The following is a 15,541-nucleotide window of genomic DNA, read 5'->3' as shown; positions in this document are numbered from 1 at the left end:
CATGACCGACGTGACCACCGCACCGCCGCCGACCCTGCTGATCGACCTGGCGACCGGCCTGTGGCGGTCCCAGACGCTGACGGCGGCGATCGAGATCGGCACGTTCGAGATCCTCGCCGGCGGCGGCGCCACCGCGGCCGAGTTCGCGAGCCGCGCCGGCATCGCCGGCCGCCCGGCGGAGATCCTGCTGACCGCGTGCACCGCGCTGGGGCTGCTGGAGCAGCGCGACGGCCGCTACCACAACAGCGCCGTCGCGGACACGTACCTGGTGCCGGGCCGCCCCGACTACTTCGCCGACTACGTGCAGATGGTCGCCAAGTACACCGCGCCCGGCTGGCTCAAGGCGACCGAGGCGGTGCGCACCGACGCGCCGACCAAGCCGGTGCCGGACCCCGACCGCAACATGTTCGAGGAGGGCAACCGGCCGGACTCCTTCTGGGACGGGCTCTTCGCCTTCTCCACCCTCACCGCGCGGCACCTCGCCCGGGCCGTGGACCTGTCCGGGGTGCGGCGCCTGCTGGACGTCGGCGGCGGGGCCGGGGCCACCCTGCTGGAGCTGTGCCGCCAGTACCAGCACCTGCACGGCACCGTGCTGGACCTGGCGCACGTGTGCGGCCTCGCTCAGCGGCGCATCGACGCGGCCGGCATGTCGCGGCGGGTCGGCACCGCGGCGGCGGACTTCTTCAACGACGCGCTGCCGGGCGGGCACGACGCGGTGCTGCTGTCGATGATCCTGCACGACTGGGACGAGGCGCAGAACCGGAAGATCATCGCCGCGTGCCTGGACGCGCTGCCGTCCGGCGGCACGCTGCTCATCAGCGAGCTGCTCGTCGACGACGACAAGACCGGCCCCGCCGACGCGGCCCTCATGAGCATGAACATGCTGGTCGGCTGCTGGGGCCGCAACTACACCGCCGCCGAGTACAGCGGCTGGCTGCGCGACGCGGGGTGCGCCGACGTGCGGACCGTCCGCTTCGACTCGCCCGGCGCGAACGGCGTGGTGATCGGGGAGAAGGTGTGATGGACGCGCAACAGCGACGCTGGTTCCTGCGGGAGCCCTCCCCCGACGCGAAGATGCTCCTGCTCGCCATGCCGTACTCCGGCTGCGGCGCCTCGATGTACAAGGCGTGGCCCCTGACCGTCGGCGACGCCGAGGTGGTGCCGATCCAGCACCCCTTCCGGGAGAACCGGATGCGGGAGCCGCACTTCGGCACCTACCAGGACGTCACGAAGGCGATGCTCGACGACATCGGTGACCTCGTCACCGCGCGCCCGTGGGCCGTGTTCGGGCACTGCGGCGGCGCGCTGCCGGCGTTCGAGACGGTCGTCCAGGCCGGCGAGCGCGGCCTGCCGCCGCCGCACCAGTGCTTCATGTCGAGCCAGGTCGCGCCGCAGGACGGCCCGTGGGGCCGGTTCCTCGGCCTCGACGAGGACGGGCTGCGCGCCGAGATCGCCGGGCTGCTGGCCGCGATGGGCGCCGGCGCCGCGCAGGCCGAGGAGCTCGTCGACCTGTTCATCGACACCATGGAGGCCGACGTCGCGGCGAACCGGGTGTACTGGCGCCCGGCCGGCACCGTGCAGTGCCCGATCACGGGCATCGGCTGGGACGCCGACGTCGAGGTGCCGCACGGCCTGATGACCGGGTGGCCGCAGTGGGCGCCGTACGAGAAGGTGCTGCTGTCCGGGACGCACTACAGCTTCCTGGAGGCTCCGCCGTCGCTTCTCCAGGTGCTGGCGGACCGGCTCACGGCCGGCTGAGCAGATTCCCGCAGGACGGGACCCCGGCACGCCCCCCGGTGCCGGGGTCCCGTCGTCTGCCGACTATGCAGCCTGAATGGCAGAGTCGGCGAAGTCTGTATAGTCTGTAATGAATCGACTGGGAGGACCGTGGCATGCCTCAACAGAGCGAACTGCTTCGTCGACTGCGCCAGCTCCCCGGGGACCGCCGGGACGAGCTGCTGGCCCGCCTGGAGGGCGTCTCCTCGGGGATCCGATCGGCCCCGCTGTCGTTCCGGCAGGAGCAGCTGTGGCTGTTCGACCGGTTCGCCCCCAGCAGCCGGGCCTACGGTCTCGGCTTCGCCTTCCCGATCGAGGGCCCGCTGAAGCCCGAGGCGCTGCGCGCGGCCCTGGCGGACCTGCAGCAGCGGCACACGGTGCTGCGCTCGACGTTCCCCGACGACGACAAGCAGGGCACCCAGCACGTGCAGCCGGCGTCGCAGGACGTCCGGCTCGACGTCGAAGACGTTGACGTCGTCACTGACGGCGCCGGCGACCCGCTGCGCGCCCGCGCCGACGAGGTCGTGAAGGACGAGCTGCGCCGCGGCCTGGACCTCAACTCCGGCCCGATGGTCCGGTTCAAGCTGCTGCGCGCCGGCGACGAGCGGCACCTGCTGGTGCTCACCAGCCACTACATCGTGCTCGACCCCCGCTCCGCCCGCGTGCTGCAGCGCGACCTCGGCGTCGCCTACGAGGCCCGGGTCGCCGGCGCCGCACCGCAGTGGAAGGAGCCGGCGGCCGACTTCGGCGCCTACGCGAGCTGGCAGCGCGACTGGTGCCGGCAGGACGGCGTCCGCGACGCGAGCGACCACTGGCGCGGCGCCCTCGCCGGCTGGGAAGGCACCGAGCTGCCCACCGACCACCCCCGCCCGCGCCTGCTGGACCTCTCCAGCGACGTGGTCCGGGCGCCGATCCCCGCGCCGCTCGGCGACGCCGGCCGGGACGCGTTGCTCGCCGCGTTCCTCATCGTGGTCGCCCGGCACACCGCTCGCGGCGACCTCACCATCGGCGTGCCCACCGACGTCCCCGGCCCGTTCGACCCCGACCTGCTCGTCGGCGACTGCGGCAACCTGGTGCCGCTGCGGGTCGAGCTCGACGAGGCCGACAACTTCGCCGCCGTCGTCGCCGAGGTCCGCGCCGCCCGCGAGGCCGGCGCCGAGCACGCGGCGCTGCCCTTCAAGCTGGTCCTCGACGCGCTCGGCGTCGAGCCCGACGCCGGGCGCCTGCCCCTCGTCCAGATCGGCTTCGCCGACGCCGGCGAGCCCGCCGTCCCGGTCGAGGCCGACGGGGTGCGCATCGGCTGCGAGCAGGTCGACGCCGGCGCCGGCACGTTCGAGCTCGCCCTGGAGGTCGCCGGCGGCGAGCGGCCCACCGCGGCCGTCCGTTACGCGACCTCCCTGTACAGCCGCGACACCGCCACCCGTCTCCTGGACCGCTTCCTGCAGACCCTGGACGTGCTGTCCGCCCAGCCGGACCGCCCCCTCGGCGACGCCCGGCTCGGCACCGCCGAGGAGCGCGCGGACGTCCTGGACCGTTGGAACGCCCCGATCGGCGAGCCCGCCGACACGACGCTGCACGAGCTCTTCGCCGACGTCGTCGCGGCCGGCCCCGCGCGGACCGCGCTGCGGTGGAAGGACGGCAGCGTCACGTACCGCACGCTCGACAGCTGGTCGTGCCGGATCGCCGACCAGCTCGTCGCCGCCGGCGTCGGCCTCGGCGACCTGGTGCCCGTCGTCATGGAGCGCGGCCCGGCGCTGATCGCCGCCGTCCTCGGCATCATGCGCGCCGGCGCCGCCTACGTCCCGATCGACACCAGCCAGCCCGACGAGCGTCTCGCCATGATCCTGGAGGACACCGGCGCGGCCACCGTCGTCGTCTCCGCCGGCACCGCCGGCCGGGTCCCGGAGCCGCTGCGGATCGTCGTCGGCACCGACCCGGCGAGCGTGCCGGATGACGAGGAGGCGTGCCACCGGTGCGCACCGGCGGTCGTGCCGCCCGCGTCCGCCGCGTACGTCATCTACACGTCCGGCTCCACCGGCCGCCCCAAGGGCGTCATCGTCGAGCACCGCAACGCCGCGAACTTCGTGCGGACCGTGCGGGGCATGTTCGACCTCACCCCCGAAGACCGGGTGCTGCACTTCGCCTCGCCCGGCTTCGACGTGTCCGTGTTCGAGATCTTCGGCTCGCTGCTCAACGGCGCCGAGCTGTACGTCATGGACGAGGACCAGCGCCGCGACGTCTCCTCGCTGGACCAGGTGCTGCGGTCCGAAAAGATCACTGTGGTCGACCTGCCGCCCGCCATCATGGAGCTGCTCGCCCCCGAGAACTACCCGGACCTGCGGATCGCGTTCGTCGGCGGCGAGGCGTTCACCGGCGAGCTGACCACCCGGTGGGCCCGCGGCCGCGGCTTCTGGAACGGCTACGGCCCGACCGAGACCACCGTGACCGTCGTCGCCAAGCAGTGCGAGGGCGAGTGGACGTCGTCGCCGCCGATCGGCCGGGCGATGGCCAACCACCGCGCCTACGTGGTCGACGCCGCCGGCGCCGGTGTCCTGCCGGCCGGCGCGATCGGCGAGCTGGCCGTCGCCGGCCTCGGCGTCGCCCGCGGCTACCTCGGCCGGCCCGACCTGACCGCCGACCGGTTCCGCCCCGACCCCGACGGCCCGCCCGGCTCCCGCCGCTACCTCACCGGCGACCTCGCCGTGTGGAACGACGACGGCGAGCTGGAGTTCGTCGGCCGCGCCGACCGGCAGGTGAAGGTCCGCGGCGTGCGGATCGAGCTCGGCGAGGTCGAGGCCGCGCTGCAGGCCGTCGACGGCGTCGCCCAGGCGGTCGCCGAGGTCGCCAACGACCCTCGCACCGGTGCGCTGCTCATGGCGTACGTGGTGCCGGAGCGGGCTGGGGAGCTGCAACTGGACACCGTCCGCTCCGCCGTGGCCGGCCGGCTGCCGTCGGCGATGGTGCCCTCCGTGCTGGTGCCCCTGGAGGCGGTGCCGCTCACCCCGAGCGGCAAGATCGACCGGCGCCGGCTGCCCGCGGTCGAGTTCGCCGCGGTCGAGGAGCTCACCGAGGCCGACGAGGAGAACAGCACGCCCACCGAGCGCACCATGCGCGAGGACGTCTTCGCCCCGCTGCTGGGCGCCCGCATCGGCAACGACGTGAACTTCTTCGCCGCCGGCGGCACCAGCCTCCAGGCGATCCAGCTGTCGTCGCGGGTCAGCTCGGTGTTCGGGGTTGCGGTGCCGATCGCAGAGTTCTTCGCCAACCCGACCGTGTCCGGCCTGTCCGCGCTCGTCGACGCCGCCGGTGCCACGCAGGGCTCGCAGCGCGACGCCCTCGCCGAGGCCCTGGCGGCGGTCGAGGGGCGCAGCGACGAGGAGCTCGCCGAGCTGGCCGCCGAACTGGACGCCCGATGAGCGGGCCGGAGCGAAGCGGAGGAGCCGCGAATCAGCATCGCAGGGACGGGTCAGGCCGACGCCGGAGCGCAGCGGAGGTGGCGGCATGACCACGGCGACCGTGACCTTCACGGCGGACTCGCAGTGGGTGCGCCGGGTGCCCCGGGAGGGCGCCCGGCTCCGGCTGGTCTGCCTGCCGTTCGCCGGCGGCGGCGCGTCGGTCTACCAGGGCATGGCGGCACTGCTGCCGTCCTGGATCGAGGTCCTGGCGGTGCAGCCGCCCGGGCACGAGGACCGGTCCCGCGAGCCGCTGCCGGCCAGCATCCCGGGGCTCGTCACGGCGTGCGCGATCGCGCTGCGGCCGTACACGACGATGCCCTACGCCCTGTACGGCCACTGCGCCGGCGCCCTCCTGGCCCACGAGGTCGCGCACGAGATGGGCCGGCGCTTCGGAACCTGGCCGCAGCGGCTGATCGCCGCCGAGCAGCCGGCACCGCAGGCCCCGCCGCCCCCGGCGCCGCTGCACCTGCGGTCCGACGAGGACCTCCTGGCGTCCATCCGCGACCGTGGCGGGCTGCCCGAGGCCGTCGCCGGCAACGCGCAGCTGCTGGAGTTCCTGCTTCCCGTGCTGCGTCACGACTTCGCGCTCTGGGAGAACTACCGGCACCGCCCCCGCCCGCCGCTGCCGGTCCCGATCACCACGGTCCGCGGCACGACCGGCTCGGTCGACGAGACCGCCCTGGCCGGCTGGGCCGAGCAGACCACCGCCGGGCGCACCGGCGTGACCGTCGAGGGCGGCCACTACTTCATCGTCGGACTGACCGCGGCGGCCGCCGGGGGGATCGCCGCCGCCCTGGACGGAAGGACACCCCCGTGAGCACCACCGACACCATCGCCCGGATCGCCGCCGGAGCCGCCGGTGTGCGGGACGCCGCCGCCGTGCACGACCGCAAGCTCCGCGCCGCCGCGTCCCGCGTCTCCGGAGGGCAGGCCACCACTGGCCTCCCCTCCGGTGCGGAGATCCCCGCCGACCGCCCCGCCCTCGTGCACGGCCCCACGCCGGTGCTGCCGCCCGACGCGGTGGCGACGCTGCCCGAGGCCCTCGAACGCGCCGCCCGCGTCGCGCCCGGCCGCGGCACCACGTACGTGCTCCCCGACGGCAGCACCGACCGGCAGACCTACGCCGAGCTCTTCGACGAGGCCCGCCGCGTCCTGAGCGGCCTGCGCCGGCACGACCTGACACCCGGCGACGCCGTGCTGCTGCAGTGCGCCGACAGCCGCACCTTCGTCACCGCCTGGTGGGCGTGCGTGCTGGGCGGGTTCATGCCGACCGCGGTCGCGCCGGCTCCGGAGTACAACACCGACAACGCCGCCGTGCGCAAGCTCGCCTCCGCGTGGGAGCTGCTCGGCAAGCCGCCGGTCATCGCCGACGCCGCGCTGCTGTCCGGCGTGCGATCCCTCGCCGACCGGCTGCCCGCGCTGCGCGTCCTCGCCGCGGACACGCTGCCTTCGGAGGAGCCGGCTTCCTGGGACGTGCCGGACCCCGAGGCGCTCATCGTCAACCTGCTCACCTCCGGCAGCACCGGCACCCCGAAGTGCGTGCAGCACCGCCACCGCACGATCGTCGCCCGCACGTACGCGACCATCGCCGCGAACGGCTTCACGCAGGACGAGGTCTCGCTGAACTGGATGCCGCTCGACCACGTCGGCGGCATGATCATGTTCAACCTGCGGGACGTGTTCCTCACCTGCGAGCACGTCAACGTCCGCACCGAGTCCGTCATCCGCCGTCCGCTGCTGTGGCTCGACTGCGTCGACCGCTTCGGCGCCACCTGCACGTGGGCGCCCAACTTCGCGTTCTCGCTCGTCACGCAGCGCGCCGACGAGATCGCCGCCGGCTCCTGGAAGCTCGGCACGCTCACCAACATCTGCAACGCGGGCGAGGCCGTCGTCGCCCGCACCGCCCGCCGGTTCGTGGAGCTGCTCGCCCCGCACGGCCTGCCCGCCGACGCCATGGTGCCCTGCTGGGGCATGTCGGAGACGTCGTCCGGCGTCACGTACTCGCGCATGCACCGCGACGACCCGGCCGCCGGCACGATCGCGCTGGTGCCCGCGTCCCTGGACGGCGCGCTGCGCGAGCTGCCCGCCGGCACCCCCGGCGCGGTCGTCGTCACCGAGGTCGGCGCGCCGATCCCCGGCGTGGCGCTGCGGATCGTCGGCCCGGACGGTGCGGTGCTCCCCGAGGGGCGCGTCGGCCGCCTGCACATCTCCGGCACGACCGTCCAGAACGGCTACGCCCACAACGACAAGGCCAACGCGGAGAGCTTCACCGCCGACGGCTGGTTCGACACCGGCGACCTCGGCTTCCTGCGCGACGGCCGGCTGTTCCTCACCGGACGCCAGAAGAACATGGTCATCGTCAACGGGGCCAACTTCCCCGCGCACGAGATCGAGGCCGTCGTGGAGCAGGTCGCCGGTGTACGACCCGCGTGCTCGGCCGTCGCGGGCGTGCCCGACGAGGACACCGGCACCGACGCCCTGGTCGTCTTCTTCGTCCCGGACACCGACGACGTGCCGGCGCTCGTCGACGACATCCGTACCGCCCTGTCGCGGGACCTGGCGCTGCGCCCCACGTACCTGGTGCCGGTGACGGAGCAGGAGTTCCCCCGGCAGAACGGCGGGAAGGTGCAGCGGGAGCGGCTCCTGTCCGGCTGGCGCGCCGGAGACTTCGACGACCGCTGCTACGCGGAATCCAGTCCGCTGTTGGATTCTTCCGAGGCAACCGGCACCACGGCGCTGTCCGTCGTCTGGGAGCCCGCCGGAACGCCGCTGGAGCCCGGTGCCACCGCCCGCGTGCTCTTCGACGCCACCTCCGGCGGCGACACCGTGCTCGCCGACTTCCTCGAGGTCGCCCGGGGTCTCGGGCCTGACGACGAGCTCACCGTCCTCACCCGCGGCGCCGTCCACGCCGTCGAGGGCGACCTGGTCCAGCCGGACCGTGCCGGGTTGACGGCGCTGGTCCGTACCGCCGCCTCGGAGCGCCTCGCCGCGAGGATCACGCTCATCGACGCGCCCGCCGACGCCAGCGACGACGACCTCGCCGCCCTGGCGGGCATGCGGCACGACGAGACCGTGGTCGCCGTGCGCGACGGCCGGCCGCTCGTGCAGCGGCTGCGCACCACGACGCTGCCCAAGGCGTTCGACGTCCCCGCCGACGTCCTGCCGCGCGGCGGCACCTGCCTCATCACCGGCGGCCTCGGCGGGCTGGGCCGCACCGTCGCCGAGCACCTCGTCGCCGGGCACGGGGCGCGGCTGCTCATCGTCGGCCGGACCCCCGCGGCGCGGCTCGACGACGGCTCCCGCGAGGCCCTGGAGATCCTCACGTCGATCGGCGAGGTCATGTACCGTGCCGCCGACGTCGCCGACGCCACCGCCCTGTCGGCCGCGGTCGCCGACGCCGAGACGTCCTGGGGTCGCGGCCTGGACCTGGTGCTGCACCTCGCCGGCGCCCCGGTCGCGCCGCAGTGGGAGCAGCTGTCGCGGCACGAGCTGCGGGCCGAGTCCCCCGGCTGGCTCGCCGGCATGCTGCGCCCAAAGGCCGGCGGCTGCGCCGCGATCGACCGGCTCCTGGCGACCCGCCCCGGCACCGCCGTCGTGCTCTTCTCGTCCGTCAACGGCCTCTTCGGCGGCACCGGCTTCGGCGCGTACGCCGCCGCCAACGCCGTCCTGGACGGCTGGGCGCACCGCTGGGCGGCGACCGGCCGCCGGGCGCAGAGCATCGGCTGGAGCATGTGGGACGGCCCCGGCATGAACGACGGCAGCCCCCTGGTCGCCGCCGCCCGGCACCGCGGCCTGTCCCTGATCGACCCCGCCCACGGCACCGTGGCACTTCTCGGCGCCCTGCACACCGGCGCCGTGCACCTGCTTATCGGCGCCGACCCGGAGAACGAGCAGATCAAGCCGTTCCTGGCCGCGGACCAGCTGCGCGGCGGCACGATCGCGGTCGCCGTGGTGCCCTCCCCCGGCGAGGACCCGGAGCGCGTCCGCTCCGCCGTCGCCACCCGCCTCGCGCGCGAGGGCATCTTCGCCCGCGTCGGCGTGACGACCCGTATCGAACGCGACCGCAGCGGCGCCCCCGACCCGGCCGCGATCCTCGCCGCGATCGGCACCGGCGGCGCCGGCTACACGGCCCCCGAGGGCCGGCTGGAGCAGCTCGTCGCGGACGCCGCCGCCGACGTCCTGGCCGTCCCCCGCATCGGCCGGGAGGACTCGTTCTTCAGCCTGGGCTGCGACTCGGTCCGCGCGCTGCAGCTCGCCCAGGCCCTCAGCGACCGCCTCGGCGCGCCGGTGACGGTCGGCTCGCTCTACGAGTCGCCGACGGTGCGTGCCCTGGCGGCAACCATCGCCGCCTGACCGCACCACCCGGGACCCGGCGCACCCCGCGCCGGGTCCTCTCGCGCCGCACTCATCGCTGCCTGGCACAGCAGGGAGGAGCGCCGGCCGGGCAGCCCGAACGCCGAGGCAGGCCAGTCGGGCGGCACCCACCACAGACGTTGATCAATGCCCCGGTATGCGGCGTTTGCGCCATAGATGTTGCGCGATCCACCCCCATGTCGATCAGTGATTTAGTAGGTGGATCGCGCAACGTCGATCCAGAAAAGGGGCATCTCGGGGCATTGACGAACGTCTGAATGGCGGAAGGTTTCGTCTCACACCGTGCCGGCCCGAAGAAGAGGCTTCTCGTTGGGCGGGCCGGGCGGGCTAGGGTGGGCGGATGGCGCGGCTGGACGGGTTGGGCGCGGGTGAGGCGCGGCGGTTCCGTACCGGGCGCATGGCGCTCGATCTGGTGCACACGGCCGGCGACCGCGAGCACGGGCGGGTGGAGCTGCTGAGCGGGCCGGACGAGCTGGCCCGCTGGCTCGGGGTGGTGACCGGGCTCGACCCGATCATGGCGACCGGGGTCGACATCGATCCCGTGCACGCGCTGCGGCATGCGGTGCGTCGCGCCGCCGCTCGTACCATGGCGAAAACGGCGACAAGTGTCGTGGACCGGCTCGCGCTCAACGCGGCCGCGGCGATAACCCCTCCCGTGCCGGAGCTGCGAGCCGACGGCGCCGCCGCCGTGCGGGGCGTGGTGCGGGTGCCGGAGGTGTTGTCGCTGCTCGCCCGGGACGCGATCGAGCTGTTCGGCGGGCCGCTCGCGGCACACGTCCGGATGTGTGGTGGCTGCGGGCTGCTGTACGTCGAGCCGACGCCGGGCGGGTGCTCGCCACGGCGCTGCGCGGCCCGGGTCAGGGTGTCGCGGTCACGGTCGGCGTAGCGCGGCCGGGGTCAGGGTTCGCGGCGGCGGTCGGCGTGGCGCGTCGGTTGCGGTGGCTGCGGGCCTTGTTGCGGTTGCCGCACCGCTCCATCGAGCACCAGCGGCGGTTCCCGGGGCGGGACGTGTCGAGGAAGATCAGCTGGCACGGGTCGCCGGCGCACTCGCGGAGCCGGTCGCGCAGCGCGGGGGTGCCGATCACGGTGAGCGCGTCGCGGGCGAACGCGGCGAGCACCTGCCGCCCGGTGACCGGGGTGACCCACCGCCGGACCAGGTCGGCGGCGTCGACGCGGAAGCGGGGCGGGGCGTCCGCGTAGCCGTTGAGGACCTCCACGGCCGCCGCGTCGACCGGACGGCCGTGGGCGATGGCGGGCGCGATCAACCAGAACGTGTCCCGCAGGTGCCGGACCCGCTCCAGGTCCGCCACCCCGATCCGGAGGTCACTCACAGTGAGCGGCGCGGGCGCGGCGAGCCGGGTGCGGGTCAGCCAGTCCGCGAGGTCGGCGGGCCGGTGCAGGATCTCCCAGCGGCGACCCGCGCCGGGCCCGCCCGTGGCGAGCAACTCGACGCCGAGACTGCCGGGATCGAACGAGAACTGTTGCCCATACGCACTGGTCAGCACGTGGATGCCAGGGTGCATGTAACCAGTTTAACCGGTGCGGACCCCGGGTATCCAACGTGCGGAAGGGGGGTCGACATGACCATCGCAACGGAGCTGAAGGACCTCGAGAAGGAAATGTGGCGGGCCAACCGCGAGGGCGACGGCGACTTCTACGAACGGGTCGTACGCGAGGACGCTCTCACCGTCAGTAAACATGGCGTCGCCGGTAAGGCGGACATCGTCCCGAACGTCACCAAGAACGAGAACCCGTTCCTCAAGACCGACCTAAGCCACCTGAAGGTCGTGCAGATCAGCGAGGACAGCGCCCTGGTGACGTACAAGGCGACGGTGACCGCGCTGATCGACGACGAGCAGCAGAAGTTCCAGGTCCTCGCGACCAGCGTGTACGCCCGCGAGGACGACGAATGGCGCTCGGTGTTCCACCAGCAGACCGAGGTCTGAGCAGGGTCGGCCCCGGTCCATTGACCGGGGCCTTACAGTCGGCGGGTGGTCACGTTCGGAGTCGATGACGTCACGCCCGCCGCCGCGCCGCTGCCGACCCGCCCGCTGGGCGGGCTGTTCCCGGACACGCTGGCCGTCGGCGGCGACCTCGGGCTGACGGTGCTCGAACCCGACGGGGTGCATCCGCTGCTGAGCGCCGTCGCGCGGGCGTTCGCCGACCACCGGCCGCTCGTCCTGTCGCCCGACGCGGTGTGGCTCACCATCGCGCAGGGCGTCGCCCAGCACATCCGCCTGCACGCCGAGGAGCTGCGGCCGCTGCTGGTCCGGCACGCCGGCCGCAAGAAGCTCGCCGTCTCCATCGACGGTCCCGTGCCGCAGGACGCCGCTTCATGGGCGACGCTGACCGACGAGTTCGCCGGCCTGCTCGCGAAGGAGATCGAGGACGCCGAGCTGTTCGAGTGCGACTTCTCCACCAGTACGCCGGTCGAGCGGACCGCCGGGCGGGTGGTGCTGCTGGACGCGTACTCGCCGTACTTCGCGCTGTGGCTGGTCGCGGTCTGCGGCATCCCATCGGTGACCCTGACCGGCACCGTCGAGGACTGGCGGCGCATCCGCGGACGGGTCGACGCGCTCCCGCGCTTCGGGTTGGACTCCTGGTGCCGGTCGCTCGCGCCGATCCTCGACGAGTTCGTCGGTGCCGCTTCGGGCGCGCCGGACGTCGCCTTCTGGCAGCGGATCTACAGCCCCGTCGACGCGTACGGCGGCGAGGTCATCACCGGCTGGGTCACCCGCTTCTACCCCTACCTGGCCGGCTCGGCCGTCGACCGCCCGAACCCGATGCTGGACCTGCCCGTCGGCGAACCGCGGGACGTCCCCAGGAACCAGGGGCCCGGCATCCGCAGCTCATCGGTGCCGGCAACACTGTCGCGGGTGGTCGTGCACGTCAACGACCAGATCGGCGGCGACAACGGGGTGGTGGCACTGCACGCCGGGCTCGTCGCGGTCGCCCAGGACCCGGACGGCGCCCTGCGACCGGTCGCCGGCTGGCACCTGGCAACCGCGGCGCTCGAGATCGACGACGTGATCGACCGGCTGGTGCGCGAGCACGACACCACCCCCGCGGACGAAGGGGCGGACGACGCGCCGGAGGAGGTCGTGGCGCTCTACCACCGGGTCGGCACCGCGACCCTGTTCGACGGCGCCTGGCGGCTGCCACCGGCGCGCGAGCGGCGCTCGTTCCTGACCAGCTACGAGCGCCTGTGGGCCAGCACGCTCTTCGAACTCGCGGACGGACGCAGCATCGCCATGGTCGTGCAGGCCGAGACGCTGACGGCGTCCTGGGTGCTGTGCCGGATCGAGCAGCCACAGGATCCCGACCTCTTGCCGTGGCTCGCCGACGACCCCACGGACGTGCCGGTGCTCGGCACGTCCCTCGCGATCCTGCTCTCCGCCGCCCTGGACTCCGGCGGCGACGTCGCGCACCTGGAGACCGGCCGCCTCTCACAGCTGGGTCAGGCGTAGCCAGCGGCAGCTCCAGTCGTCGTCGTTGCCCTCGACCGGCGGGCCGTGCTGCTCCTCGGCCGGCGCGTACCGCCCTCGCCGGCCCTCCAGCCAGCCGCAGCTCGCCCGGTACCGGCCGGGCGCCAGCGGGACGACGGCGCCGACGCCGAGCATGTGCTCCAGGTTGAGCCGGTTGTCGGTGCGCGTCGCCTCGCCGGCATCGACCGGCGCCCACACCACCGCGGCCTGCCCGCCGCTCAGCTCCAGCTCGGCGACCGGCCGCTCCCGCTCGCGCGCGGCGGGCCCGGCGGCGTACCGGCGCGGGGCGTCACTGTTGCGCACCCATGACCGCACGACGAGCAGGCCGTCACCGCCGACAGCGACGTCCGCCCCGCCCGGCCCGTCCATCTCCCACACCAGCCCCACCTGGTCCGCGCCGAACCGGACCAGGCCCGCCTCGAACTCGTCGTCGTCCGACGGGTACAGGACGGCGTGGGCACGGGCGTAGTCGCACGCCGGGTCCAGCTCGTAGTCGTCGTCCAGGACCGCACCGCCCCACGCGGCGAACGACGCCTCGGCGCAGACCAGCAGCGGCCCGCCCTCGCCGCCGACCCGGGCCACCCACTCGTACGCGCTCACCGGGCGGTGACCAGACCGGTCTGGTACGCGATGACGACGAGCTGCGCACGGTCCCGCGCGCCGAGCTTCACCATCGCGTGGCTGACGTGCGTACGCGCCGTCGCCGGACTGAGGAACAGCGCCGCGCCGATCTCGTCGTTGCTCATACCCTGCCCCACGAGCGTGAGGACCTCCCTCTCCCGCTGGGTCAGCACGGCGAGCCTGTCCTCGGCCACCCGCACGGCTGCTCGCCCCGCGGTGAACTGCGCGATGAGCCGCCGGGTGATCCTCGGGGCGAGCAACGCCTCACCAGCGGCGATCACCCGCACGGCGTGCAGCAGCTCCGCCGGCCCCGCGTCCTTGAGCAGGAAGCCGCTCGCCCCCGCCTGGAGCGCCTCGAAGACGTAGGCGTCGGTGTCGTACGTGGTCAGGATCAGCACCCGCACGTGCTCAAGCCCGCGCATGCCCGTGATCCGCCCGGTCGCCTGGATACCGTCGAGCTCGGGCATGCGGATGTCCATCAGAACGACGTCCGGCCGGGTGGCCCGGGCCCGCTCCACCGCCTCCGCACCATCGGCCGCCTCCCCGACCACGACGATGTCGTCCTCAGCGTCGAGCAGCATCTTGAAACCAGACCGCACCAACGCCTGATCGTCGGCAAGCAGCACCTTCACCGGACCATCGCTCACACCATCACCTCCACCGCGCCCCGACGCCGCCCTGAGCCGAGCCGCGCACCTATGCTTCGCGTCCCTCCGCTGTGCCCGGATGCGCGCTCGCACCGTCGCGCCCGCTGTGCTCCGGTACCGCGGCGTGAGTTCCAGCCTATGTTTCGTGGGCCTCCGCCGTGCCCGGGGCCGCTCATGCCGTCACCTTCGCTGCGTTCCAGCGCCGGCCGGAGCTCACCCGTGTACCCCATGCGGTTCGCGGCCCTCCGCCCCTTCGGGGTGCTCATGTTAGGCGACCGCCCGCCGTGCTCCGGCGTCGGCGTGAATTCCAGCCCATGCTTCGCGGCCTTCCGCTGTGCTCGGGGCGCTCCCGCCGTCACGCCCGCCGCGCTCCGGCACCCGCCTGAGTTCCAGCCCATGTTCGCGGGCATCCGCTGTGTTCGGGCGTTCATGTCCGTCACATCCGCTGCGTTTCTGACGTCGGCGTGAGCTGAACCCCGTGCTCACGGTTCGAGTCCCCTTCGCAGCCTTCAGGGCGCTCATGCCGTCACGCCCGCAGCGCTCCGACGCTGGCCTGGGCTCAACCGTGTGCCCATGGTTCGCGGGCCTCCGTTGCGTTCGGAGACGCTCATGCCGTCACGTCGGCTTCGGTTCCGGTGCCAGCGCGCGTTCCAGCCCATGGTTCGCGGCCCTCCGCTGCACGACGGGGCGCTCATGCCGTCACCTTCGCTGCGCTCCGGCGTGAGCTGAACGGTGCACCCAAATCTGCGGGCCTTCGCCGCGCTCGGGGACGCTCATGTCATCACGCCCGCTGCGCTCCGGCACCCGCCTGAGTTCCAGCCCATGTTCGCGGGCATCCGCTGTGTTCGGGCGTTCATGTCCGTCACGTCCACTGCGTTCTGACGTCGGCGTGAACTGAACCCTGTGCCCATGGTTCGCGTCCTTCGCTGCGATCGGGGCGGTCATGCGGTCACGCCCGCAGCGCTCCGACGGTGGCCTGGGCTCAACCGTGTGCCCATGGTTCGCGGGCGGCCGCTGCGCGACAAGGCGCTCATGCCGTCACCTTCGCTGCGCTTCGGCGTGAGCTGGGCGGTGCGCCCAATTCTGCGGCCTTTACCGCGCTCGGGGACGCTCATGTCATCACGCCCGCTGCGCTCCGGCACCCGCCTGAGTCGCAGCCCGTATTTCGCGGGCGCCCGCTGTA

At 73.7% G+C, this 15,541-nt stretch carries 11 protein-coding genes; 8 read left to right on the top strand and 3 right to left on the bottom strand.

The genetic code is table 11. The features are described 5' to 3' along the window. Position 1: 1 nt before the first annotated feature. From ABD332_RS42240 to ABD332_RS42215, 6 genes are all read left to right on the top strand, one after another. A complete protein-coding gene (locus tag ABD332_RS42240; RefSeq protein WP_344509499.1) occupies positions 2-1,021 on the top strand; it encodes a methyltransferase in 1,020 nt (339 codons plus the stop codon). Further along, positions 1,021-1,758: a thioesterase II family protein gene (locus ABD332_RS42235; RefSeq protein ID WP_344509497.1), complete on the top strand. Its 738-nt coding sequence runs from the start codon at positions 1,021-1,023 to the stop codon at positions 1,756-1,758. The genes ABD332_RS42240 and ABD332_RS42235 overlap by 1 nt, the downstream gene beginning before the upstream one ends. A gap of 134 nt (positions 1,759-1,892) precedes the next feature. Further along, complete coding sequence (locus tag ABD332_RS42230; RefSeq protein WP_344509495.1) at positions 1,893-5,192, top strand: non-ribosomal peptide synthetase; 3,300 nt, start codon at positions 1,893-1,895, stop codon at positions 5,190-5,192. A gap of 85 nt (positions 5,193-5,277) precedes the next feature. Beyond that, positions 5,278-6,048 (top strand): thioesterase II family protein, encoded by a 771-nt coding sequence (locus tag ABD332_RS42225; RefSeq protein ID WP_344509494.1) that lies wholly within the window; start codon positions 5,278-5,280, stop codon positions 6,046-6,048. Beyond that, complete coding sequence (locus ABD332_RS42220; protein WP_344509492.1) at positions 6,045-9,584, top strand: SDR family NAD(P)-dependent oxidoreductase; 3,540 nt, start codon at positions 6,045-6,047, stop codon at positions 9,582-9,584. Before ABD332_RS42225 ends, ABD332_RS42220 begins: the two co-directional genes overlap by 4 nt. A 361-nt stretch (positions 9,585-9,945) precedes the next feature. Beyond that, positions 9,946-10,491, top strand: a complete 546-nt coding sequence (locus ABD332_RS42215) for a CGNR zinc finger domain-containing protein (protein ID WP_344509490.1) — start codon at positions 9,946-9,948, stop codon at positions 10,489-10,491. Here the strand turns inward: ABD332_RS42215 and ABD332_RS42210 are convergent. Further along, positions 10,463-11,128 carry a CGNR zinc finger domain-containing protein gene (locus tag ABD332_RS42210; RefSeq protein WP_344509488.1) on the bottom strand — a complete coding sequence of 222 codons (666 nt, stop codon included), beginning with the start codon at positions 11,126-11,128 and terminating at the stop codon, positions 10,463-10,465. The genes ABD332_RS42215 and ABD332_RS42210 overlap by 29 nt on opposite strands. Positions 11,129-11,185: 57 nt before the next feature. Here ABD332_RS42210 and ABD332_RS42205 point away from each other — a divergent pair, with 57 nt between their 5' ends. Together ABD332_RS42205 and ABD332_RS42200 are read left to right on the top strand one after the other, a co-directional pair. After that, positions 11,186-11,551, top strand: coding sequence for a nuclear transport factor 2 family protein (locus tag ABD332_RS42205; RefSeq protein WP_344509486.1), 366 nt, complete (start codon positions 11,186-11,188; stop codon positions 11,549-11,551). 45 nt (positions 11,552-11,596) lie between these two features. After that, the gene (locus ABD332_RS42200; protein ID WP_344509484.1) at positions 11,597-13,072 is read left to right on the top strand and encodes a DUF4419 domain-containing protein; all 1,476 of its coding nucleotides are present in this window, start codon (positions 11,597-11,599) and stop codon (positions 13,070-13,072) included. Here ABD332_RS42200 and ABD332_RS42195 read toward each other — a convergent pair. Together ABD332_RS42195 and ABD332_RS42190 are read right to left on the bottom strand one after the other, a co-directional pair. Next, positions 13,052-13,690 (bottom strand): hypothetical protein, encoded by a 639-nt coding sequence (locus ABD332_RS42195; RefSeq protein ID WP_344509483.1) that lies wholly within the window; start codon positions 13,688-13,690, stop codon positions 13,052-13,054. The two genes, ABD332_RS42200 and ABD332_RS42195, sit on opposite strands and share 21 nt — an antisense overlap. After that, complete coding sequence (locus ABD332_RS42190; protein WP_344509481.1) at positions 13,687-14,358, bottom strand: response regulator transcription factor; 672 nt, start codon at positions 14,356-14,358, stop codon at positions 13,687-13,689. Before ABD332_RS42190 ends, ABD332_RS42195 begins: the two co-directional genes overlap by 4 nt. Positions 14,359-15,541: the final 1,183 nt, after the last annotated feature.

Origin of the sequence: Dactylosporangium maewongense (assembly GCF_039531485.1) — a bacterium.
GTDB classification, from domain to species: domain Bacteria; phylum Actinomycetota; class Actinomycetes; order Mycobacteriales; family Micromonosporaceae; genus Dactylosporangium; species Dactylosporangium maewongense.
The sequence above is the reverse complement of the archived record's forward strand: the minus strand, read 5'-3'. Positions and strand labels throughout refer to the sequence as shown.

Coding starts and splice junctions, on each gene's coding strand:
- ABD332_RS42210 (WP_344509488.1), bottom strand. CDS start 11,128: ATGCACCCTGGCATCCACGTGCTGACCAGTGCGTATGGGCAACAGTTC.
- ABD332_RS42235 (WP_344509497.1), top strand. CDS start 1,021: ATGGACGCGCAACAGCGACGCTGGTTCCTGCGGGAGCCCTCCCCCGAC.
- ABD332_RS42230 (WP_344509495.1), top strand. CDS start 1,893: ATGCCTCAACAGAGCGAACTGCTTCGTCGACTGCGCCAGCTCCCCGGG.
- ABD332_RS42215 (WP_344509490.1), top strand. CDS start 9,946: ATGGCGCGGCTGGACGGGTTGGGCGCGGGTGAGGCGCGGCGGTTCCGT.
- ABD332_RS42205 (WP_344509486.1), top strand. CDS start 11,186: ATGACCATCGCAACGGAGCTGAAGGACCTCGAGAAGGAAATGTGGCGG.
- ABD332_RS42240 (WP_344509499.1), top strand. CDS start 2: ATGACCGACGTGACCACCGCACCGCCGCCGACCCTGCTGATCGACCTG.
- ABD332_RS42225 (WP_344509494.1), top strand. CDS start 5,278: ATGACCACGGCGACCGTGACCTTCACGGCGGACTCGCAGTGGGTGCGC.